This is a genomic window from Mariniluteicoccus endophyticus (assembly GCF_054780035.1).
This window is the reverse complement of sequence record NZ_BAAGXC010000017.1, coordinates 82,250-102,999: the sequence shown is the minus strand read 5'-3', so window position 1 is coordinate 102,999 and position 20,750 is coordinate 82,250. Positions and strand designations below refer to the sequence as shown.

The 20,750-nt window shown below is 71.1% G+C and carries 22 protein-coding genes and 1 riboswitch; of the genes, 16 read left to right on the top strand and 6 right to left on the bottom strand.

Annotated elements, in window-relative coordinates; genetic code table 11:
- Positions 1-133: 133 nt before the first annotated feature.
- The 4 genes from ACYVGD_RS07720 to ACYVGD_RS07705 all read left to right on the top strand — a co-directional run bounded on the left by ACYVGD_RS07720 (position 134) and on the right by ACYVGD_RS07705 (position 4,027).
- Positions 134-373 carry a hypothetical protein gene (locus tag ACYVGD_RS07720; RefSeq protein WP_460742646.1) on the top strand — a complete coding sequence of 80 codons (240 nt, stop codon included), beginning with the start codon at positions 134-136 and terminating at the stop codon, positions 371-373.
- 61 nt (positions 374-434) lie between these two features.
- Positions 435-573, top strand: a riboswitch (cyclic di-AMP (ydaO/yuaA leader).
- A 4-nt stretch (positions 574-577) separates the two neighbouring features.
- A complete protein-coding gene (locus ACYVGD_RS07715; RefSeq protein WP_460742645.1) occupies positions 578-1,741 on the top strand; it encodes a C40 family peptidase in 1,164 nt (387 codons plus the stop codon).
- A gap of 85 nt (positions 1,742-1,826) precedes the next feature.
- The gene (locus tag ACYVGD_RS07710) at positions 1,827-2,894 is read left to right on the top strand and encodes a hypothetical protein (RefSeq protein ID WP_460742644.1); all 1,068 of its coding nucleotides are present in this window, start codon (positions 1,827-1,829) and stop codon (positions 2,892-2,894) included.
- Between the two features lie 2 nt (positions 2,895-2,896).
- Entirely contained in the window at positions 2,897-4,027 is a 1,131-nt protein-coding gene (locus ACYVGD_RS07705; RefSeq protein WP_460742643.1) for a glycosyltransferase family 4 protein, read from the top strand.
- 52 nt (positions 4,028-4,079) lie between these two features.
- Here the strand turns inward: ACYVGD_RS07705 and ACYVGD_RS07700 are convergent, their stop codons facing one another.
- From ACYVGD_RS07700 to ACYVGD_RS07685, 4 genes are all read right to left on the bottom strand, one after another.
- Complete coding sequence (locus ACYVGD_RS07700) at positions 4,080-4,685, bottom strand: MBL fold metallo-hydrolase (protein WP_460742642.1); 606 nt, start codon at positions 4,683-4,685, stop codon at positions 4,080-4,082.
- A complete protein-coding gene (locus ACYVGD_RS07695) occupies positions 4,682-5,806 on the bottom strand; it encodes an S-(hydroxymethyl)mycothiol dehydrogenase (RefSeq protein WP_460742641.1) in 1,125 nt (374 codons plus the stop codon). Before ACYVGD_RS07695 ends, ACYVGD_RS07700 begins: the two co-directional genes overlap by 4 nt.
- Before the next feature lie 67 nt (positions 5,807-5,873).
- Positions 5,874-6,257, bottom strand: a complete 384-nt coding sequence (locus ACYVGD_RS07690) for a hypothetical protein (protein WP_460742640.1) — start codon at positions 6,255-6,257, stop codon at positions 5,874-5,876.
- Positions 6,257-7,036: an alpha/beta hydrolase gene (locus ACYVGD_RS07685; RefSeq protein WP_460742902.1), complete on the bottom strand. Its 780-nt coding sequence runs from the start codon at positions 7,034-7,036 to the stop codon at positions 6,257-6,259. The genes ACYVGD_RS07690 and ACYVGD_RS07685 overlap by 1 nt, the downstream gene beginning before the upstream one ends.
- 161 nt (positions 7,037-7,197) lie before the next feature.
- Between ACYVGD_RS07685 and ACYVGD_RS07680 the strand changes: the two genes are divergently transcribed.
- From ACYVGD_RS07680 to ACYVGD_RS07645, 8 genes are all read left to right on the top strand, one after another.
- Positions 7,198-7,986, top strand: coding sequence for a lysophospholipid acyltransferase family protein (locus ACYVGD_RS07680; RefSeq protein ID WP_460742639.1), 789 nt, complete (start codon positions 7,198-7,200; stop codon positions 7,984-7,986).
- Positions 7,986-8,837: a lysophospholipid acyltransferase family protein gene (locus ACYVGD_RS07675; RefSeq protein WP_460742638.1), complete on the top strand. Its 852-nt coding sequence runs from the start codon at positions 7,986-7,988 to the stop codon at positions 8,835-8,837. Before ACYVGD_RS07680 ends, ACYVGD_RS07675 begins: the two co-directional genes overlap by 1 nt.
- Positions 8,834-10,009 (top strand): sensor histidine kinase, encoded by a 1,176-nt coding sequence (locus tag ACYVGD_RS07670; RefSeq protein ID WP_460742637.1) that lies wholly within the window; start codon positions 8,834-8,836, stop codon positions 10,007-10,009. The genes ACYVGD_RS07675 and ACYVGD_RS07670 overlap by 4 nt, the downstream gene beginning before the upstream one ends.
- 36 nt (positions 10,010-10,045) lie before the next feature.
- Positions 10,046-10,708 (top strand): response regulator, encoded by a 663-nt coding sequence (locus ACYVGD_RS07665; protein WP_460742636.1) that lies wholly within the window; start codon positions 10,046-10,048, stop codon positions 10,706-10,708.
- A gap of 166 nt (positions 10,709-10,874) precedes the next feature.
- Positions 10,875-12,275 (top strand): class II 3-deoxy-7-phosphoheptulonate synthase, encoded by a 1,401-nt coding sequence (locus ACYVGD_RS07660; protein WP_460742900.1) that lies wholly within the window; start codon positions 10,875-10,877, stop codon positions 12,273-12,275.
- A gap of 2 nt (positions 12,276-12,277) precedes the next feature.
- Positions 12,278-13,306, top strand: a complete 1,029-nt coding sequence (locus tag ACYVGD_RS07655) for a threonine aldolase family protein (RefSeq protein ID WP_460742635.1) — start codon at positions 12,278-12,280, stop codon at positions 13,304-13,306.
- 9 nt (positions 13,307-13,315) lie between these two features.
- Positions 13,316-13,960, top strand: a complete 645-nt coding sequence (locus ACYVGD_RS07650) for an MBL fold metallo-hydrolase (RefSeq protein ID WP_460742634.1) — start codon at positions 13,316-13,318, stop codon at positions 13,958-13,960.
- 5 nt (positions 13,961-13,965) lie between these two features.
- Complete coding sequence (locus ACYVGD_RS07645; RefSeq protein WP_460742633.1) at positions 13,966-14,871, top strand: DUF4031 domain-containing protein; 906 nt, start codon at positions 13,966-13,968, stop codon at positions 14,869-14,871.
- Here the strand turns inward: ACYVGD_RS07645 and ACYVGD_RS07640 are convergent.
- Complete coding sequence (locus tag ACYVGD_RS07640; protein ID WP_460742632.1) at positions 14,852-17,014, bottom strand: protein kinase domain-containing protein; 2,163 nt, start codon at positions 17,012-17,014, stop codon at positions 14,852-14,854. The two genes, ACYVGD_RS07645 and ACYVGD_RS07640, sit on opposite strands and share 20 nt — an antisense overlap.
- Positions 17,015-17,273: 259 nt before the next feature.
- Here ACYVGD_RS07640 and ACYVGD_RS07635 point away from each other — a divergent pair, with 259 nt between their 5' ends.
- The 4 genes from ACYVGD_RS07635 to ACYVGD_RS07620 all read left to right on the top strand — a co-directional run bounded on the left by ACYVGD_RS07635 (position 17,274) and on the right by ACYVGD_RS07620 (position 19,651).
- Positions 17,274-18,134: a thiamine phosphate synthase gene (locus ACYVGD_RS07635; protein ID WP_460742631.1), complete on the top strand. Its 861-nt coding sequence runs from the start codon at positions 17,274-17,276 to the stop codon at positions 18,132-18,134.
- 1 nt (position 18,135) lies between these two features.
- On the top strand, positions 18,136-18,636 hold the full coding sequence (locus ACYVGD_RS07630) for a guanyl-specific ribonuclease (RefSeq protein ID WP_460742630.1): 501 nt from the start codon (positions 18,136-18,138) through the stop codon (positions 18,634-18,636).
- Positions 18,633-19,022, top strand: coding sequence for a barstar family protein (locus ACYVGD_RS07625; RefSeq protein ID WP_460742629.1), 390 nt, complete (start codon positions 18,633-18,635; stop codon positions 19,020-19,022). The genes ACYVGD_RS07630 and ACYVGD_RS07625 overlap by 4 nt, the downstream gene beginning before the upstream one ends.
- 80 nt (positions 19,023-19,102) lie before the next feature.
- Positions 19,103-19,651, top strand: a complete 549-nt coding sequence (locus ACYVGD_RS07620; protein WP_460742628.1) for an ATP-binding cassette domain-containing protein — start codon at positions 19,103-19,105, stop codon at positions 19,649-19,651.
- On the opposite strand, the gene ACYVGD_RS07615 is transcribed toward ACYVGD_RS07620, so the two are convergent.
- Positions 19,652-20,749, bottom strand: a complete 1,098-nt coding sequence (locus ACYVGD_RS07615) for a polyprenyl synthetase family protein (protein ID WP_460742626.1) — start codon at positions 20,747-20,749, stop codon at positions 19,652-19,654.
- Position 20,750 lies beyond the last annotated feature (1 nt).

Genomic DNA, 20,750 nt, shown 5'->3' with positions numbered 1-20,750 from the left:
AGAAGCCCCGCGACAACCCACGCGAGAAGGAGCTCAGCAGTCGTGTGGTTCGACGACTGCGACGACGGATGGGGCCCCGCGCGTCGTAGCGCGCGCCGGACAAATTGTCAGTGGTTCCCTGCACTCTTCTGTCATGGACACCCTGCATGTTGACTGCCACAGCTGTTCGGCGCGCCCGCTGGCGTGCGGAGACTGCGTCATCTCGGTGCTGCTGGGGCGGCCCGACGACGTCGCCGAGCCGGTCGAGATCAAGGGGGAGGAGCGTGCTGCGCTGGATGCACTTGCGGCATCGGGACTGGTGCCCCCGCTCCGCCTCGCGCATGTCGCGGACGAGCCGTTGGAGAGGCCGTTGCCATTCCACAGACGCGCCTGAGAGTCTTTCAGACTCGACTTGCTCGTGACAGTCCTGTGACCTAGGGTTTGGCGCGGCGGCACCGAGCCGTCCGCCGAATCAGAAACTGAACCGGGGACCCAGGAAGCACCATGGGGTGAATCGGGTGGAAACCCCTGTAGGGCCGACCTTCCCAGCCCGAATCCGTCAGCTAACCCGGTAGGCGAGAAGTGAAGGGAACAGTGCGTGACCACACGCATGGCTTATGGCCTGAGAGCGGGCCTGATCGGGCTGTCCGCAGCCGCAGTCCTCGCGACCGGTCTTCCGGCCGCTCAAGCCGACCCCGATGCCGTGGCAAAGGCCCGCACGGAGGTCGAGAACCTCTCGATGCAGGCGGCCCAGTTCGACCAAGAGGCCCTGGCGGCTGAGGAGCGCCTCAAGGAGGCGGAGGCCCGTCTGAAGACGCGGGAGTCCGACGTGGCCAAGCAGACCGAGCGCGTGGACTCCATGCGCAAGCAGGTCGGCACCGTGGCGCTGGCGCAATACCAGCAGGGTTCGGTCAACCCGGTCACCCAGATCTTCTTCCGCTCCGATCCCGAGCAGTTCATGAGCCAGTTCGCGACCGTGCAGCAGGTGGGGACGAACCAGAACGGCATGCTCCAGGACTTCCAGTCCCAGCAGGCCAATCTCGCCGACATGAAGCGCGGCGCGGCTGCCGACGTGGCGACGATCGAGCAGTCGTCGAAGCAGGCCAAGGAGTCGCAGGCGAATGCGGCCGCGAAGCTCGACGAGGCCAAGCGCGTCCTCAACCGCCTGACGGCCGAGGAGCGCGCGCGTCTCGAGGCCGAGCGCGCCAAGGAGGAGCGTGAGGCCGCCGAGCGTGCCGCCGCTGCCGCCGATGCGGGCCAGGCGCCCACCTCGGGCCGTTCGACGCCGGCGGCCGCCCCCTCGGCCTCGGCGAGCCCGTCGGCACGCCCGTCGTCGAGCGCCCGCCCGTCCGCAGCCCCGTCGTCCAATGCGCCGAAGCAGGCCAATGCGCCTCAGGCCCCTGCCGCGGTCCCCGCTGCATCAGGCCGTGCGGGCGAGGCCATCGCCTTCGCGAAGGCCCAGCTCGGCAAGCCCTACATCTACGGCGGCACGGGCCCAGCCGGCTACGACTGCTCCGGCCTGACCATGAAGGCGTGGGGTGCGGCGGGCGTGTCGCTGCCGCGTACTTCCCAGGCCCAGGCGGGTGCCGGGCGCCGCGTGTCGCTCAGCGAACTCCAGCCGGGTGACCTCGTGGTCTACAACAGCCTGAGCCACATCGGCCTCTACGTCGGCAACGGGGTCGTCATCCACGCTCCCCACACTGGCGACGTCGTCCGCTATACGACGACGAAGAGCTTCGGGTTCGGTGTCCGCGTCGGCTGACCCACGCCTGCCGACGACCCTCGCGCGCGCCCTCGTGGCGCTTGCGGGGGTCGTTGCCGTTGCGGGGTGCGCGCAGCCCGCCCCGATGCCGGTTCTACCGTCTACCCGGTCGACAACCACCACCCAGCCGACGACCACCCGGCGCGTCGACGTGCGGGCCCTGCTGCTCGAGGACCCTTCGGCCACCATCGACCCGGCTCTGCCGAGCCGCCTGCGGATGGTGCGCGAAAACCTCGCCCGGCTCGAGTTGCTCGCCGTGGCGGACACGGGGCGGACCGCCCCTCTCCGCCCCGAACGGGTCGCGTCTTTGGGGGAGCAGGCGCAGGCCCGGGCCGTGTCCGTCACGACCCGGGTGGCCGGTGAGACCCGCGGGGTGACGCATGTCCTGTGGGTCACCCTCGACGCCGACGGCCGCCTCGTCAGCCTGGGAGACACGGCCGAGCGCGACCCCGAGCCGCTGTGGTCCCTCGAGCCGATCACCGTCACCAGACGTGGAGCGGCAGTCGTGATCGCGACGGCGGGCCACGACCCGGCGTCTTGGCTGGACGGCTTGGAGCGGGCCGCCACCGAACTGCGGGCCGCGGGGTTGGCCCCCGGCGTGCTGGTCGCCGAGATACCCCGCAACTCGTTGCAGCTGAGCCGCATGGTCGCCGGCGACAGCCTCCGTTCGGCGGGGGCGGCCTCGTGGCCGTTCGGCGAGGGGGACCGGATCCTCGTCAACCCGGGTCCGGGTGCGGCGACGACCGGTGAGGCCCGCCAGTTCCTGCTCACGCACGAGTCCGTGCATGCCGTCACCGGATCCGGCCACCGGTCGTGGCCGCGCTGGTGGATCGAGGGGTACGCCGATCAGGTCGCGGCGACGGCCCACCCGGCGGTCGAGGCCGAGCTCGACCGGCAGTTGCGGGCGGCGCTGCAGGCCGGGGCGCCGGCGCGTCTACCCGCCGACGAGGAGCTCGACCCGACGCGTCCCGACGCCACCGTCGGGTACGCCCGGGCCCGCGTCGGCGTGCGCGTCCTCGGCCCCGCTGCGAAACGCGTGCAGGACAAACTTGGCGCGGGAGCCGCGCTTGACGACGCGCTGCGCGACAATGGCTGGACACGCGAGACGTTGTCGGCCGCGACGGCCGAGGCCCTCGCCCGGCTGAAGGAGTAGCCATGGCCACACCCACGGCGACGCGCACCACGCTGGTCATCACCAACGACTTCCCGCCCCACATCGGTGGCATCGAGTCGTTCGTGGCCGCCGTGTGCGAGCTCCTCGACCACGACGTCGTGGTGCTGACCAGTGCCGAGCCCGGCGCCGAGGAGCATGACGCGCGCCTGCCGTACCCGGTGGTGCGGATGCGGGGCCCGTTGCTGCCGACGCCGGCTGTGGCCCGCCGGGCCAGGGAACTCATCGACCGCCACCACTGCACGCGCGTCGTGTTCGGTGCGGCCGCGCCGTTGGGCCTCCTGGCTCCCCGTCTGCGCCCGGCCGGCATCCAGCGGATGCTGGCCATGACCCACGGCCACGAGACCTGGTGGTCGACGGTGCCGCTGTTCCGGTCGCTGATCCGTCGCATCGGTTCGACGGTCGACCACGTCAGCTACATCTCCGAGTTCACCGCCGGGGTCATCCGTCCGGCGTTGTCGCCGGCGGCCCGCAGGTCGCTGGTGCGGCTTTCGCCGCCGGTCGACACCAACGTGTTCCGTCCGGGCGCCCGGCCGCTTCGCCCGACCGCGCTCGCCGCCGGCCGTCTGGTCCGCCAGAAGGGGTTTGACACGCTCGTCGAGGCGTGGACGGAGGTGGTACGCCGCTGGCCGACCGGCCAGGAGCTGCCGTTGCTGCGGATCGTCGGTGAGGGGCCCGAGCGGGCCGCCCTCGAGGCGAAGGTCGCCGCGGCTGGACTGCACAGCAGCGTGGAGCTGGTCGGGAGGGTCGCCCATGCGGACATGCCGGCGATCATGGCTGCCGCGCACGTGTTCGCGCTGCCGGTGCGTACGCGTCGTGCCGGCCTCAATCCCGAGGGACTGGGGCTGGTCTTCCTCGAGGCCGCGTCCTGCGGCCTGGCAGTGATCGCCGGCAACTCCGGTGGCGCGTCGGAGACGCTGGTGCCGGGGGAGTCTGGCGAGCTGGTCGAGTCCGACGACGTCACCGCGCTGGCCGGCCACCTGTACGCACTGCTGAGCGACCTCGACCGCGCCGAGCGCATGGGCCGGGTCGGGCGGCTGTGGGTCAAGGACCGATTCTCCGCGGAGCGCGCACGGCAGACGTTGCGTAAGGTCCTCGACCTGCCTGAGGCCTAGAACGACGACGGCACGCCGGTGAACCGGCGTGCCGTTGTGCGATCGTTCGGGGTCAGCGGCCCAGCGCCTCGGCCTCCGCGCCGATGGTCGTCGAGTCGCCGTGCCCGGTGTGGACGACGGTCTCGTCGGGCAGCGCGAACAGCTTCGTCCGGATGGACTCGACGATGGTGTCCTCGCTCGAGTAGGAGCGGCCGGTCGCGCCTGGGCCGCCCGAGAACAGCGTGTCGCCGGAGAACAGCACGCCGTCGGCCGGCAGGTACAGGCAGACCGCGCCCGGCGCATGGCCGGGCGTGTGGATCACGCGTACTTCCTCACCGGCGACGACGAGCTTCTCGCCGTCGACGAGGTCACGGTCCCACGCCTTGCCCGGGTGGGTGAGGTCCCACAGGGGCCGGTCGTCGGGGTGCAGCAGGATCGGGGCCTCGACACGGTCGGCCAGCTCGTGGACGACACGTACGTGGTCGTCGTGGGCGTGGGTGCACACGATCGCCACGACGCGTCTGTCGCCGACGACGTCCATGATCCCGTCGATCGAGTGGGGTGCGTCGATGACGAGGCACTCGTCGTCGTCGCCGATGACCCACACGTTGTTGTCGACGTCGAACGTCTCGCCGTCGAGGGTGAAGGTGCCGGTGGTGACTCCGTGGTCGATCCTCATGCGTCGGTCTCCTGGGTCTGGGCAGCGGTCTGCTCGACCATGACGACCGAGCGCAGCACGTCGCCAGCGTGCATCTTGTCGAACGCGGCCTCGATGTCGCCGAGCCCGATCTTCTCCGACACGAACGCGTCCAGCGGCAGGCGCCCCTGGCGGTAGAGGTCGATCAGCATCGGGAAGTCGCGCGAGGGCAGGCAGTCGCCATACCAGGACGACTTGATCGCACCGCCGCGGCCGAAGACCTCGATGAGCGGCACCTCCCACTTCGTGTCGGGGGTGGGTACGCCGACGAGGACGACGGTGCCGGCGAGGTCGCGGGCATGGAAGGCCTGGTCGAAGGTCTCGGGGCGGCCGACCGCGTCGACGACGACGTCGGCGCCGAAGGTGTCGGTGAGCTCCTTGATCTTCTCGACGACGTCGCCGTCGGCCGGGTCGATCGTGTGGGTGGCGCCCAGCTCGGTGGCACGTTCGAGCTTGCGGGGGTCGGTGTCGACGGCGATGACCTTCGACGCGCCTGCGAGGGCCGCGCCGACGACCGACGCCATGCCGACGCCTCCGCAGCCGATGACGGCCACGGAGTCGCCACGGCGTACGCCACCGGTGTTGATGGACGCGCCGATGCCCGCCATGACGCCGCAGCCGAGCAGGCCGGCGACCTCGGGCTCGGCCTGGGGATCGACCTTGGTGCACTGGCCGGCGGCGACGAGCGTCTTCTCGATGAAGGCGCCGATGCCCAGCGCGGGCGTGAGCTCGGTGCCGTCCTCGGCCAGCGTCATCTTCTGCTGGGCGTTGTGGGTGGCGAAGCAATACCAGGGCTCGCCCTTGGCGCAGGCGCGGCACTGGCCGCACACGGCGCGCCAGTTGAGGACGACGTAGTCGCCGGGCGCGACTTCGGTGACACCCTCGCCGACGGACTCCACCACGCCCGCGGCCTCGTGGCCCAGCAGGAACGGGAACTCGTCGTTGATGCCGCCCTCGCGGTAGTGCAGGTCGGTGTGGCACACGCCGCAGGCCTGGATCTTGACCACGGCCTCACCGGGCCCGGGGTCGGGGACGACGATGTCGACGAGCTCGACGTCTGCACCCTTCTTGCGGGCGACGACGCCCTTCACGGTCTGGCTCACTGGTTCCTCCTCGGTCGGTCAGACCCCACATGTACCAGACCCGGCGACAGCGAGGACGGCCGAGGTCTCAGACGACGGCCCCGTCCCCGTCGTACGGGTCGCGGTCGCGCGGCAGTTTCAGGAAGCCGATCACCAGCGCGGCGACGAAGGCCGCGATGGCCAGATAGCCCAGGACGGGAGGCAACGAGACCCGGAAGATCGTGAGCAGAACGACGGCGACCGCGTACGCCGCGCAGGTCCAACCCACAGCGGCCAGCGCCGACGGGTGTGACGGCGGCGGGAGGGGAGCGGGCTTCCACTCCTCCTCCGGCGGCTCGGGGACCTCGACGTCGTCGATGGCGTCCTCGAGGTTCAGCCAGCCGTGCTCGGGCTCCTTCATCCGGGATGCCTCGATCTGGCCGACGATGTCGGCGAAGTCGCGGTCGAAGTCCTCGGGGCGCCGCTCGGTCATCAGCCCGCGTGCTTGCGGAAGAACTCCGACGACTCGCCGAAGATCAGCCCGGCGTCGTGGTCGAGCGTGGCTACGTGGTAACTGTTCTCCAGCGTGTGCTCCACGAGCTCCGGCGACGACGTCCGGCTGCGGATGAGTGTCGCCGACGTGGGGTCGACGACGTGGTCGACCGACGACCGGAACAGCACGATCGGCTGGTCGACCCGGGGCAGGTTCTGGCGTACGTCGTCCCACAGCTGGGTCTGCGACAGCAGGGCCTTCAGCGGCGTACGCAGATAGGCATACTCGCTGACCCCGGGCTTGGCGATGTCGTCGGAGATGCCGGCGATGGAGGGCGACACGCGGGCAAGGACGGGAAGGGCCAGCAGGCGCTTGTCGGCGAGTGCGATGCACGGGTTGACCAGAGCGAGCGCGGCGACGTCGCCACCGTGCTGCTCGGCCAGGCGCAGGGCGAGCGCGCCGCCCATCGACAGACCGGCGACGAACACCCGCCGGCAGTCGCGACGGAGCCTGCGGAACTCGCGGTCGACGGTGGCGTACCAGTCCTGCCAGGTGGTGGCGTTCATCTGCTGCCACGTCGTGCCGTGGCCGGGCAGCAGGGGCACAGACACGCGGAAGCCATCGGCCTCGAGGTGTTTCGCCCAAGGGGTCATCGACGCGGGGGAGCCGGTGAAGCCATGGCACAGGAGTACGCCGAGCTCACCGTCACCGCCGGAGTAGGGGACCGCGTGCCGGGCGACGAGTGCGTCGTGGTCGTCGGCGGTGCGGCGCTTGTTCATGATTCCCACCCCGCCATAGTAATCCGGTGGGCCTCCGCGGTCAGGCCGACACCAGGGCCTCGTCGACGGCAGCGCCCGCCCGCGGCCCGGCGTACGCCTGCCGATGGATCGCCGCCACGGCGGCCCGGCGGTAGGCTTACCACCGAGAGGCGGGGTGACGGTTGTATTACTGGTTCTTCAAGTGGTTCATGTTCGGGCCCTACATCAAGCATGCGTGGAAGCCGTGGGTGGAGGGCCTCGAGAACGTCCCTGCGCGGGGGCCCGCGATCCTCGTGTCGAACCACCTGTCCTACTACGACACCTTGGTGCTGCCCGCCTCGGTGAAGCCGAAGTTGATCTTCCCCGCCAAGGCCGAGCTGTTCCACCAGAAGTCGCTGGGCGGCCGGGTGGTCGCATGGTTTCTCAAGGCGATCGGGATGCTGCCGATGGACCGCTCGGGCGGCCAGGCCAGCGGCGCGAGCCTCGACCACGTGTCGCAGGTCCTCGCCGACGGCAGCTTCCTCGGCATCTACCCCGAGGGGACCCGATCGCCGGACGGCCGCCTCTACAAGGGCAAGACCGGCGTTGCGCGCCTCGTGCTCCAGCACCGGGTCCCCGTGATCCCCGTCGGGACGATTGGCACCGAGATGGTGCCGGGGCCGTTCGGGATCAAGAGGCTGCGCCGGCCGGGTATCCGCATCGGCGAGCCCCTCGACTTCTCCCAGTACTACGACCGCCCCGGTGATCGCGAGGTGCTGCGCTGGGTGACCGACGAGATCATGGCCGCGGTGCAGCGCCTGACCGGTCAGGAGTACGTCGACGTCTATGCGACCAGCCTGAAATCGGGCAATCTGGAGGGCCGGAACATCGAGGACTACGTGCGTGAGCGCCCTGGCCAGGGCCTGCGTGTCCCCCCGACGACCGCCGAGATCCAGCAGGCCGAGCAGCGCAGCACCAACCAGGAGGTCTGATGACCGAGCAGGAGCCCAAGCCCCAGCAGCACCGCCCGGACACGTCCGACGTGAAGGCGTCCCAGGGGCCCGACATCGTGACCGTCGACCCGTCGACGGGAGAGGTCACCGGCGACGGCGGCGGCCGCTCGCTGTACTGGTTGTTCAAGAACATCCTCATCGGCCCCGGCATCAAGCGTGTGTTCCGGCCCGTCGTGGAAGGCATCGACAACGTGCCCGCCCACGGTCCGGCGATCATCGCGTCCAACCACCTCTCGGTCGCCGACTGGCTGTTCACCCCGCTGGCTCTGCGCCGCCGCATCACCTACGTCGCGAAGAGCGACTATTTCACCGGTACGGGCGTCAAGGGATTCGTTCAGCGCCGGTTCTTCGCCGGCACCGGCCAGGTGCCCATCGACCGTTCCGGCGGCAAGGCGTCGATGGGTGCGCTCAAGGCGGGCCTGCGCGTGCTGCGGCGCGGTGAGCTGTTCGGTATCTTCCCCGAGGGCACCCGTTCGCACGACGGCAGGCTCTACAAGGGGCGTACGGGCGTGGCGCGGCTGGCGCTGGAGGCGAAGGTGCCTGTGATCCCGACCGCCGTTATCAACACCGACATCATCGCGCCCGCGAACAAGCACTTCGGCCGGGTGGTGACGCCGATCGTGAAGTTCGGCGCTCCGCTGGACTTCTCGCGCTACGAGGGGATGAGCGACGACCGCTTCATCCTGCGCTCGATCACCGACGAGATCATGTACGTGATCATGGAGCTCTCCGGTCAGGAATACGTGGACGAGTACGCGACGGTCGCCCGTGAGAAGGTCAAGGAGGCCGAGCGCGCCAAGCCCGACGGGACACAGGACGCCACCCGGTGACCGCTCCGGGCCCGGCGCGCCGTGTCCCGGCCCCCACGGCTCGTAGGACCGCTACGGCCGTCGACCCGGTCGAGCCGTTCTTCCGTATCCTGCTGGCCCTGCGGTGGGTCACGCTCGCGCTCACCCTCCTCACCGATGGCCTGCGCATGGCGTCGGGCAGTCCGCTGCTGGTGGCGGCCGGCTGCATCCTCATGATCGCGGCGACGGTGTTCGCGACGTGGGTCTCCGTACGCCGGCCGGCTTGGCGGGCGCGCGCGGGGTGGATCGAGGTCGGCGTGGCCCTCGTTGTCCTGGTGCTGACCCCGTTCGCGCTGCCGGTGGAGCTGCGGATCCCGCCGCTGACCGGGTTCTGGGTGGCGGCCGGCCCCGTCGCGGTCATCCTGGCGGGCGGCTGGGGGCAGGGGCTCGCGGCGTCGCTGCTGCTTGGCATCGTCGCCCAGGTGGTCGAGCCCGAGCTGTCCGTCGAGCGGTGGGGGCTGACCCTCGCGCTGATCATCGGCGTGGTCGCGTTCGGCTGGTCGGCGCAGATGATCCGTGACGGGGTCCACGAGCGGGAGGACATGCGGGCGACGAACGCGGCGCTCGCAGAGCGGCAGCGGCTCGCGCGGATCGTCCACGACGGCGTGCTGCAGGTGCTGGCCATGGTCGAGCGCGAGGGCGCACACCTGGGTCCCCGCGGCGCGATGCTGGCCCGCCACGCACACGAGCAGGAGGCCCAGTTGCGGGCGCTGATCCAGCAGACCGACATCGACCCCGACCACCACGACCCGCGCGACGTCACCCACCGGAACTTCGCGGTGATGCTCGACCGCCACGAGTCGGGCGCGGTCACGGTCTCGACGCCGGTCGAACCGCTGCTGATGGAGTCGGCGCGGGCAGCGGAGCTCGACGCGGCGGTCACCGAGGCGCTCAGCAACGTCGCCAAGCATGCGGGACCGGACGCACGCGCTTGGGTCTTCCTCGAGATCGAGGGCAGCCATGCGATCGTGTCCGTGCGTGACAACGGCGTCGGTGGGGACCCCAACAAGTTCGCCGAAGCGATGCGAAGTGGCCGCATGGGCATGAAACACTCCATCTACGGCCGGATCCACGAGCTCGGCGGCACCGCGACCCTGCGCACAGCACCGGGCCGCGGTGTGGAGTGGGAGTTCCGCATCCCCGTCGAGGTCTGAGAACTGAGGATGCAGTGACAGGAGGACGACTCGCGCATGAGTGACGAGCGCGCACGCCGGGTGATGATCGTCGACGACCACCCGATGTGGATCGAGGCGATGAGCGGTGACCTCGAGGACGACGGCTTCGAGATCGTGGCCACGGCCCGCAGCGGTGAGGAGTGCCTGTCCCGCGCCCGCGCGACCCGGCCCGAGGTCGTCATCATGGACCTCCAGATCCCCGAGCCCGATGGCGCGACGTGCACCGAGATCCTGCTCTCAGAGTTCCCCGACACGCACGTCCTCGTCGTGTCGGCCTCCGGCGAGCGTGCCGACGTCCTGCGGGCGGTCAAGGCCGGTGCGCGGGGCTACTTGCTGAAGTCGGCCTCCCCCGAGGAGATGCTGGACGGCGTGCGCCAGACCGCGGCCGGTGAGGCCGTTTTCACCCCGAGCCTGGCCGGCATGGTGCTGGGCGAGTTCCGCCGGATGGTCACCCGGGCCGAGGCCCGCAACGACACCGGCCCTTCGCTGACCGCACGCGAGATCGAGGTGTTGCGTTACGTCGCGAAGGGCCTGGCCTACCGCGAGATCGCCGACCAGCTCTACGTGTCCCACCGCACCGTCCAGAACCACGTTCAGAACGTGCTGCGCAAGCTGAAGCTCCACAACCGCGTCGAGCTGGCGCTGTATGCGGTGGAGCAGGGCTACCACGAGGACTGAGGTGGCCGACCAGAAGCCGCCCTAGCAGGTCTCGCGAGACAGCTGGATCGGTTCGGTTGTGATCATCGGCTCACTCGCCCTCGTCGTCGCCGCGCGCGGCGTGCGTGTGATGTCCGCCCGGGTGTCCGGCCTGCGTACGCACACGAAGGTGTCACCGGCACCGGGTATGTTGGCCGCCGTGTCTGACGCTATGCCCACCCTGGACCAGCTCCATGCCCTGAAGCCCGTTCAGCAGCCCACCTACCCCGATGCCGCGGCCGTGGCCGCCGTCGTCGAGAAGCTCCGGTCCCGGCCGCCGCTGGTCTTCGCCGGTGAGTGCGACGACCTGCGCGAGAAGCTCGCGTCGGTCGCGCGCGGCGAGGCGTTCCTGCTGCAGGGCGGCGACTGCGCCGAGACGTTCGCCGGCGTGACCGCCCAGAACGTGAAGAACAAGCTGCGGGTGCTGCTGGCGATGTCGGTCGTGCTGACCTACGCGGCGCAGGTGCCGGTCGTGAAGGTGGGGCGCATCGCCGGCCAGTACGCCAAGCCCCGTTCCAAGGACACCGAGACGCGCGGCGACGTGACGCTGCCGGCGTTCCGCGGAGACGCGGTCAACGGGTTCGAGTTCACCGTCGAGTCCCGCGTCCCCGACCCCAACCGGCTGCTCGACGTCTACAACGCGTCGGCGGCCACGCTGAACCTGACCCGCGCGTTCACCGGTGGCGGGTTCGCCGACCTGCGCTCGGTCCACACGTGGAACGCCGACTTCGTCCGCGACTCCGCCGTCGACGAGCGCTTCGAGAACCTCGCCGCCGAGATCGACCGGGCCATGGCGTTCATGGTGGCGTGCGGCATCGACGACGAGTCGATGCGCACGGTCGACTTCTACGCCTCCCACGAGGCGCTGCTGCTGGAGTACGAGCACGCGCTGACGCGCATCGACTCGCGCTCCCAGCAGCCCTACAACACCTCGGGCCACTTCATCTGGATCGGCGAGCGCACCCGTCAGGTCGACGGCGCCCACGTCGAGCTGCTGCGCAACGTGCGCAACCCCATCGGCATCAAGCTCGGCCCGACGTCGACCGGCGAGGCCGCGCTCGAGCTGGCCGACCGCCTCGACCCCGAGCGCACGCCGGGCCGCATCACCTTCATCACCCGCATGGGCGCGGGCAAGGTCCGCGGCGTCCTGCCGGGCGTCATCGAGACCGTCCAGGCGTCCGGTCGCGAGGTCGTGTGGGTCTGCGACCCGATGCACGGCAACACCTTCGAGACCGCCAACGGGTTCAAGACGCGCGCCTTCTCGCAGGTCGTCGACGAGGTCAACGGCTGGTTCGACGTCCATGAACAGGTCGGCAGCTGGCCGGGCGGCCTCCACATCGAGCTGACCGGTGACGACGTCACCGAGTGCGTCGGCGGTGTGAACGAGCTCGCCGAGGCCGATCTGGGCACGCGCTACGAGACCGCGTGCGACCCGCGGCTGAACCGCAACCAGTCGCTGGAGCTCGCGTTCCTCGTGGCGGAGCGCTTGGGCGAGAGCCGCGCCGACCGCCACAACCCGGTGCAGCAGTTCACCCCGATGGACTTCTGAGCGTGCCCGTCGACCTGCGATCCGACACCGTCACGCGGCCCACGCCCGCCATGTTGGAGGCGATGGTGCGGGCCGACGTCGGCGACGACGTGTACGCCGAGGACCCGATGATCGCGGCCCTCGAGCGGCGCACGGCCGAGCTGCTGGGCCACGAGGCAGGCCTGTTCTGCGTGACCGGGTCGATGTCGAACCTGCTGGGCGTACGCGCGCTCGTCGAGCCGGGCCAGGAGGTCCTCTGCGACCGCGACGCCCACATCGCCCGCGCCGAGATGGGCGCCCACGGCGCGCTGCACGGCATCACGATGCGCACGTGGCCTTCGCGCCGCGGGGTGGCCGAGGTCGGCGACATCGCGTCGATGCTCGCCCCCGACGCGGGCCCCTACCTGGTGTCGACCGCGGCGGTGGCGCTGGAGAACACCCACAACTTCGGCGGGGGGACGGTCCAGCCGCTCGACCACCTCCGTGCGGTCCACGACCTGTGCCGCGACCAAGGCGTACGCCTCCACCTCGACGGTGCCCGGCTGTGGAACGCCCACGTGGCCACGGGTGTCCCGCTGGCGACCTACGGCGGGCTGTTCGACACCGTGAGCGTCTGCTTCTCCAAGGGCATGGGCGCACCGGTCGGCTCGGTGCTCGTGGCCGACGCCGAGACCATCGCGTGGGCGCGCGTCCAGCGCAAGCGGCTGGGCGGTGGCTGGCGTCAGGCCGGGGGTCTGGCTGCCGCCTGCCTGCACGCCCTCGACCACCACCTCGACCGGCTGGCCGACGACCACGTGGCCGCGCGCACTTTCGCCGAGGCCGTCGCCGCGAAGGCGCCGGGAGCCATCGACCCCGCCACGGTCGAGACCAACATCGTCGTGCTCGACACCGGCGATCGGACGGGCAGCGAGGTCGCCCTGGCGGCGGCCGAACAGGGGGTCCTGGTGTCGGCGCTCGGCCCGCGCATGGTGCGTGCCGTCACCCACCTCGACGTCGACGCCAATGCCTGCGACCGGGCGGGGGAGGTCCTCGGCTCGCTGCTGGCCGGATAGCGTGAATCCATGAAGATCACCCATCTCGGCCACTCCGCGGTCCTCGTCGAGGCGGCGGGCGCCCGCGTACTGATCGATCCCGGCGACTTCTCCGACGACTGGCACGGCCTGACCGGCCTGGACGCTGTCGTCGTGACCCACCTCCACCCCGACCACGTCGACCCCGACCACGTGCCGGCGCTGCTGGCGGCGAACCCCGACGCGCGCGTGCTCGTCGAGCCGGGGGTGCCCGACAAGGTCGACCTGGGCGGCCGTGCGACGCGCATGCCCGCGGGATCGACCGAAACCGTCGGCGGGCTCACGCTGAAGACCGTCGGCGGCGAGCACGCTGTCATCCACCGCGACATCCCCATGATCGGCAACGTCGGCTTCGTTCTGGAGGCCGAGGGCGAGCCGCGGCTGTTCCACCCCGGCGACTCGCTCGCCGCCTGCCCCGAGGGAATCGACTGGCTGGCGCTGCCTGCGATGGGCCCGTGGGCCGCGATGAAGGAGCACATCGACTTCGCCCGCGAGGTGGCGGCACCGAAGGGCTTCCTCATCCACCACGGCCTGATCAACGACCGCGGTTGGGGCCTCGTCTCCAACCGTATCGGCGAGATGACCCCGACCGAGCTCGTCGACCTCCGCGGACGCGGCGCCACAGAGCTCGGCTGACGACGGTGGCCGTCCTGGTCGACCCGCCGCGCTGGCCCGCCCTCGGCACCGAGTTCGGCCACCTGGTTTCCGACGCCTCGCTGGGCGAGCTGCACGCGGTCGCGGCGGGGGCGGGCCTGTCTCCCCGGGCCTTCGACCACGACCACTACGACGTGCCGCGCGAGCGCTACGCGGCGACGGTCGCCGCAGGAGCCGAGGAGGTCGGCGCTGGTGAGCTCGCGAGCCGTCTGGCCGCGTCAGGGCTCCGCGTACGCCCCGGTGCCCGCGCACCTCGCCGGACCGCCGCCGTGGCGGCCCTGCGGGCGCGCTGGCACGACCTGTTCCCGCACGCGCCGGAGGTGGGGGAGGACCTGATCGCGCGCTGGGCCGACGCGGGCCGCCACTACCACGACGTACGCCACCTCCACGCCATGCTGGCCGCGCTCGACCTGCTCGGGGCGGCCGATCGTCGCCTCCACCTCGCTGCGTGGTTCCACGACGCGGTGTACGCGGGCGAGCCAGCCGCGGACGAGGAGGCGTCGGCACGGCTCGCGGAGGACATGCTGCCCGGTCTCGTCGCGCCCGCCGAGGTCGCCGAGGTGGGGCGCCTGGTCCGCCTCACCGCGACCCACACCCCTGACCGTGTCGACGAGCGAGGGCAGTTGCTGTGCGACGCCGACCTGGCGGTGCTGGGCGCGGTTCCCGGCCGGTACGACGTGTATGCCCGCGACGTCCGCCTCGAGCACGCCCACCTCGACGACCCGACGTTCACCGCCAGGCGGCGGCAGGTGCTGACCTCGCTCGCCGGGCGTCCGTCGTTGTACGCGACTGCCCGGGCCCGGGAGCTGTGGCAGGAGCAGGCGTACGCGAACCTCGCCCGCGAGCTGAGCGAGGGAGCCCCGCTGTACCGGCTCAGACCAGGAACAGCGTGATCTTCGAGCCCTCGGGGGCTTTCGTGCCGCCGGCGGCCTCGGAGTAGGCGACGTAGCCGAGGCCGAGGTAGGTGCCAGACGGCTTGGTGTCGACCTGGAAACCGGCCTTCTTCAGCATGTCGGTCGCCTGGGCCACACCCATGGTGCGCGTTTGGGGGACCTCGACCATGACCGGGCCGAGCGAGCGGACGATCGTGATCGTGTCACCGCGATGGCCACGACCCTTGTCGGGGGTCTGGGAGATCACGCGGCCGGCGGGGACCGTCTTGTGGTTCTCGTCCTTGAGCACGACCTTGAACCCGGCCTTCTCGAGTGACGACTTCGCCTCGTCGGCCGACCTGCCGGCCCAGGACGTGATGTCGATGGGGCGCGGGCCCTTGGAAACCACAAGGTCGACGCGGTCGTCCCGGCGCAGCTGGGTGCCGGGCTCCACTGAGGCGCGGATGACTGTGCCGCTGACGGCCAAGTCGTCGAAGTCCTCGGTCACGGCACCGACGCCCAGGTTGGTCCGGGCGAGCTGGGCGCGTGCCTGGTCGACGGGCTGCCCGACGACCGTCGGCATCTCGTAGCGCTCGGGGCCCTTCGACACGACGACGGTTACGGTGCCGCCGCGGCGCACGTCGAGGCCGGGAGCTGGGTCGGTCGACAGCACGGATCCGGAGGGCACGTTCTCGGAGTACGCCTCCTGCCACGCGACCTGCAGCTTGGCGGCGGCCACAGTCTCGGCGGCGACGACGCGCGGCTGGTTGGTCAGGTCGGGGGTGGCGACGAACTGGCCCTGGGTGAACCACCAGCCGCCGCCGAGCGCGGTGCCCGCGAGCAGCACGAGCGTGAGCACGAGGACGGCGATCCGGCCACGCCTGGGCGGGCGGCGCAGCTTCGCGGGGTGGGCGACGGCACCGCGAGGGACGGCTCCGTGGGATCCGCCACCAGGACGCGGGGGAGCGGTCATCGGGATGGCGGCGACGGTCTCGCGGGCACCGGAGGAGGGGAACGTCTCATAGGCGTCCATCATCGACGGGCTCAGCGGGGTCGCCGACTGGGCCGACCCGGAGTGGAGCCGGCCGAGGCGCTGCAGCGACGACGCGGTGTCGACGGTGCCCTGGACCGACTGATTCTGGGGCGAGGCGGGGATACGCCGCGAGACGTGCAGGCCGTCCGAGGAGACTTCGCCGACCGACGGCGACAGCGGTGTGTGCCAGTCCATCGGCTCGGTGGTCTCGAGGTCGGCGTACGACTTGGAGAACTCCGCGGTGAGGGCGGGGTCGTTCATGACGCCCGCGTTCAGCGCGGACTGGGCCCGGCGCACCATCTTTTGGAAGGCGCGGGCGTCCAGCGGGCGGCGCCTCGGGTCACGCTGGGTGGCGGCGCGCACCAGCGCGTCGACATAGGGGGGTACGCCGTCGCGCGAGGTGCGCCAGCTCGTCGTGAGGCGCGTCGAGGGTGCGGGGATCTCGTTGTGGACGTGGGCGTACGCGACCTGGATCGGCGTCTCGCCGGTGTGAGGCTTCTGACCGGTCAGCATCTCGAACAGCACCACGCCGGCGGAGTAGACGTCGGAACGCGCGTCGGCGCGTCCGGAGGTGACGAGCTCGGGCGGCAGGTAGGACACGGTGCCGATGAGCATGCCTTGGGTGTGGGTGGCGGTCTGGGACGTGATCGCGCGGGCGAGCCCGAAGTCGGCGACCTTCAGCTGGCCGCGCTCGGAGATCAGGATGTTCTCGGGCTTCACGTCGCGGTGGACGATGCCCGCCTCGTGGGCGGCCGACAGTGCCGACAGGACGTTGTCGATCATCTCGAGGGCGTCGGTGGGCGTGAGCGGCGCCTCCCGGGAGATGATGTTGCGCATCGTGCAGCCCGGCACGTACTCCATGACGATGTAGGGGCGCTCGTGGTCGTGGCCCTGGTCGAACACCGACACGATGTTCGGGTGGGACAGGCGGGCGGCCGAGCGGGCCTCGCGGTCGAACTTCGCGGCGAAGTCGTGGTCCTCGCCCAGGCCCTGGTGCATGATCTTGACCGCGACCGGGCGGGTCAGCCGCAGGTCGGTGGCCTCGTAGACCGTGGCCATGCCGCCGCGGGCGAGCTTGCGCACCACCTCGTAGCGACCGTCGAGCACGGCACCGACCATGGGGTCGGACATGCTTCTCGTCGTCACGTTCGGCGCTCCATCACACAGATTGGGGAAGTGGGGTGCGGGCTGGGCCTCGGGTGCGAGTCTAGGAGTGGGCTTCAATCTTTCTCCTCGCAACGCGCCGGAGGGATGGATCCGGCGAAAAATCTGTCAGCGACGTGTGGTAGGAGCAGACGTCGTGCACGTCCCATGGACGGCGCCGGGGTGTGAAGGGTTCCTCACCGCGATGGTCCTTCTCGGCGGAGTGCGCCTCCACTAGGCTGACCGCGTGACTTTCCTTCTGGGACTCGACGTCCGCCTCAAGATGGCCCGCCTCTACCTGTGCACCGACACGCGTCGTGAGCAGGGCGACTTCGTCGAGCTCCTTGACGCGGCGTTCGCCGGTGGCGTCGACGCGGTACTCGTGCGCGACAACGACGTCGACGAGAAGGACCTCCTTGCAGCGCTCGAGCAGGCCCGGACGATCTCGCACAACTACCAGGGCCTCGTGTGCGTCAACGACTCCGCCGTCGTGGCCCAGAAGTTCTCGGCCGACATGCTCCATCTGGGCCAGCGCGACCTCGATCCCCACGTGGCGCGCAAGTCGCTCCACCAGTGGGGCATCATCGGCCGCTCGGTCCACACCGAGGACGAGGTCAAGGCGGCGATGAACGAGGCCGAGGTCAACTACCTGACCGTGGGCCCCGTCTTCGGCGACGACGCGGCCGGGCTCGAGCTCGTCGAGTTCGCGGCGACGGTGCAGGCGCCAGGCGACATCACATCCGAGCCGTGGTTCGCCTCGGGCGGGATCGACGCCGACAACCTCGACTCGGTGCTCGCCGCGGGCGCGCGCCGCGTCATGGTCGACACCACGATCACCGATGCGAAGGATCCCCGGGCCGCCGCCCAGGACCTCAACGACCGCCTCCACGCCGCGTGGCATTCCGACCCGGCGATGAAGGACTTCCTGTCGCGTGCCCAGTCGGGGGCCAGCGCCGACGGCTTCGAGACCAACGCCGACGGCACCATCACACCGGTCGGCGCGCCCGCCGCGATTCCGGTCGACGACGAGGTCCACGACCCCACGCCCGGCACGGGGTCGTCGCGCCACCAGTCGCGCAACGACCGCGACTACGGCCGCGGTCGCTGAGGTGGCCGACACCTCGGCTTCCAACAAGTACGCCCCGGTCGTCGTCCTCGTTCTGGTCGTCGCCCTCGCCGCGGTGGCCTGGTGGCTGAACCGCCCCGCCGACACCTCGACGTCCGGAAAGCCGACCGCCTCGAGCATCCGGAAGGTGAGCACGTCGCCCGAGGCATCGCGTACGAGAGGGGGAACAACCCGTACGACCGCCGGCATCGACCCGGATACGGGGCTGCCCTGGGTGGAGCAGTCGGCGCTGCCGAAGGAGGCCCAGCAGGTGCTGGCCCAGATCGACAGGGGCGGCCCCTACGCCTACGACAAGGACGGCTCGACGTTCGGCAACCTCGAGGGACGACTGCCGAAGAAGCAGCGTGGCTACTACAAGGAGTACACGGTGAAGACCCCCGGCGAGGGTGACCGCGGCGCCCGACGCATCGTCACCGGTGCCGGGGACACCCAGTTCTTCTGGACCGACGACCACTACGAGACATTCGCGCGGGTGCGCCGATGAGCACGCTGGCCCAGATCCTCGCCGGCCAGGCGGGGGTGGTCCGCGTACGCGCCGACGCGCGCGAGGTAGCGGCCGAGCTGGAGGCTGCCGGCTGGCGTACGGGAGTCGTCAGAGGTGCCGCCGACAAGGCCCGTTTCCTGGGCGAGGTCGGGCGCGCGCTGGACCTCCCGCGCTGGTACGGGCGCAACCTCGACGCGCTGTGGGACTGCCTCACCGACCTGACCGGGCCGACCGCGCTCGTCTGGTCGGGCTGGGAGGAGATGGCCGTGAACCACCCCCGCGACTGGGCCGCGCTGCGGGGGCTGCTCGGCGAGCGCGTCGACGAGGAGCCAGAATTCGCCCTTGTTCTGGTCGCCACCGGCCGACGCTCAGGGGTTTCCCCCTAGGCCCGGGGTCTGGTCGCGGCCCCACCACGATGGCCCGCCGGACGATCCGCCACAGGCGGTCGCCCACCTAGCGTGGAAGCATGACGATCATCATTCTCCCCCGCGACGTCGACGCCGCCCCCCGCCCCGGACGCCAGCCCGGTCCGGACCTGCGTGCGGGTTCCCGCCACGTCATCGCCTGCTCGGCGCTCAACGCCACCGTCGAGTCCCCCTCGCTCGGCCAGCCGCTGCTCGACGGCGTCTCGGTCAATATCCGGCGCGGATCGTTCACCGCCATCACCGGCCGCCCGCGCAGCGGCGCCCGCGAGCTCGGCCATGTCCTGGCCGGTCAGCGAGGGCTCGACGTCGGCTTCGTCGTCCGGGCCGTCGACCGGGTGGCCTTCGTGCCGGCCCAGCTCGATGCCGCACGCCTGTCCGACGCCGTGGCCCGCGCGCTCGCCGACGACCCTGAGCTCGTCGTCGTCGACACGTTCGGCTGGGCGACCAGCGACGCGGTGCTCTCGAGCCTACGTACCGTCGCCCGCGAGCGTGACATGACCGTCCTGCTCGTCACCAGCGACTTCGCGTCGGCGCTGATCGCCGACCGCGTCCTCGTGATGGACGCGGGCCACCTCGCCGAGGACCTCTGATCAGAAGTCGCGGCGCACGGCCTGGTGGGCCAGCTCGGTCAGCGCCCGACGACCCTCTTCGGTCATCGGCGCCTCCAGCGCGGCCAGCGCCGCGCCGAGACCGCGGTCGATCGTCGCGTCGACACGCTCCAGCGCGCCCGACGCACGGATGATCCCGCGGGCCTCGTCGACCTGGTCGGGGGTCAGGCCCGGGTCGCCCAGGAGCTCGGCCAGACGCGTACGCCCGGCCCCGTCGGTCCCCGCCATCGCCTCGGCGACCAGCACCGTCCGCTTGCCCTCGCGCAGGTCGTCACCCGCCGGCTTGCCGGTGGTCGCCTCGTCGCCGAACACGCCCAGCACGTCGTCGCGGAACTGGAAAGCCCGGCCCAGGGGAGAGCCGTACGCCGCCAGCGCGGCCATCAGCTCGGCGGACGCGCCACCGATCGCCGCCCCGAACTGGCTGGGCCGCTGCACCGTGTAGCGGGCCGTCTTGTGCTCCACGACCTGGTGGGCGCGCGCCAGGAGGTCCTGCGGGTCGCCCCAGGGCAGGTGCTGGGCGAGGACGTCCAGGTATTGCCCGCACGTGACCTCGGTGCGCATCGCCTCCACGACCCCCTGACCGCGCGCCAGAGCCTCGGCGGACAGCCCGGCGCGCTCCAGCATCTCGACCGACCACATCACCAGCAGGTCGCCCAGCAGGATCGCTCCCGCATGACCGAACTTCTCGGGCGAGCCCAGCAGGGCACGCTCGCCGTGCATCGTCTCGAGCTGGCGGTGGGCGGCGGGCACGCCGCGGCGGGTGTCGGAGCCGTCCATGACGTCGTCGTGGACCAGCGCGGAGACGTGCAGGACGTCCAGCGACGCGCACGCTGTGACCAGGGCCTCGGCGTCGGCCTCGTCGGGGAGCCCGGCCGCAGCCGTGTATCCCCAGACGGCGAAGGCGGGGCGCAACCGCTTGCCGCCCCCGGTGAACAGCGCGGCGAGGTCGGCCAGCGTCTCCAGCTCGTCACCCATCGCGGCCAACTGGGGGCGCTGGCCGTCGATGAACCGGGTGATGGACGACGACACCGCCTCGCGCAGCGCGGGGGACGTCGGGGACGCGGGATCGAACAGGCTCACA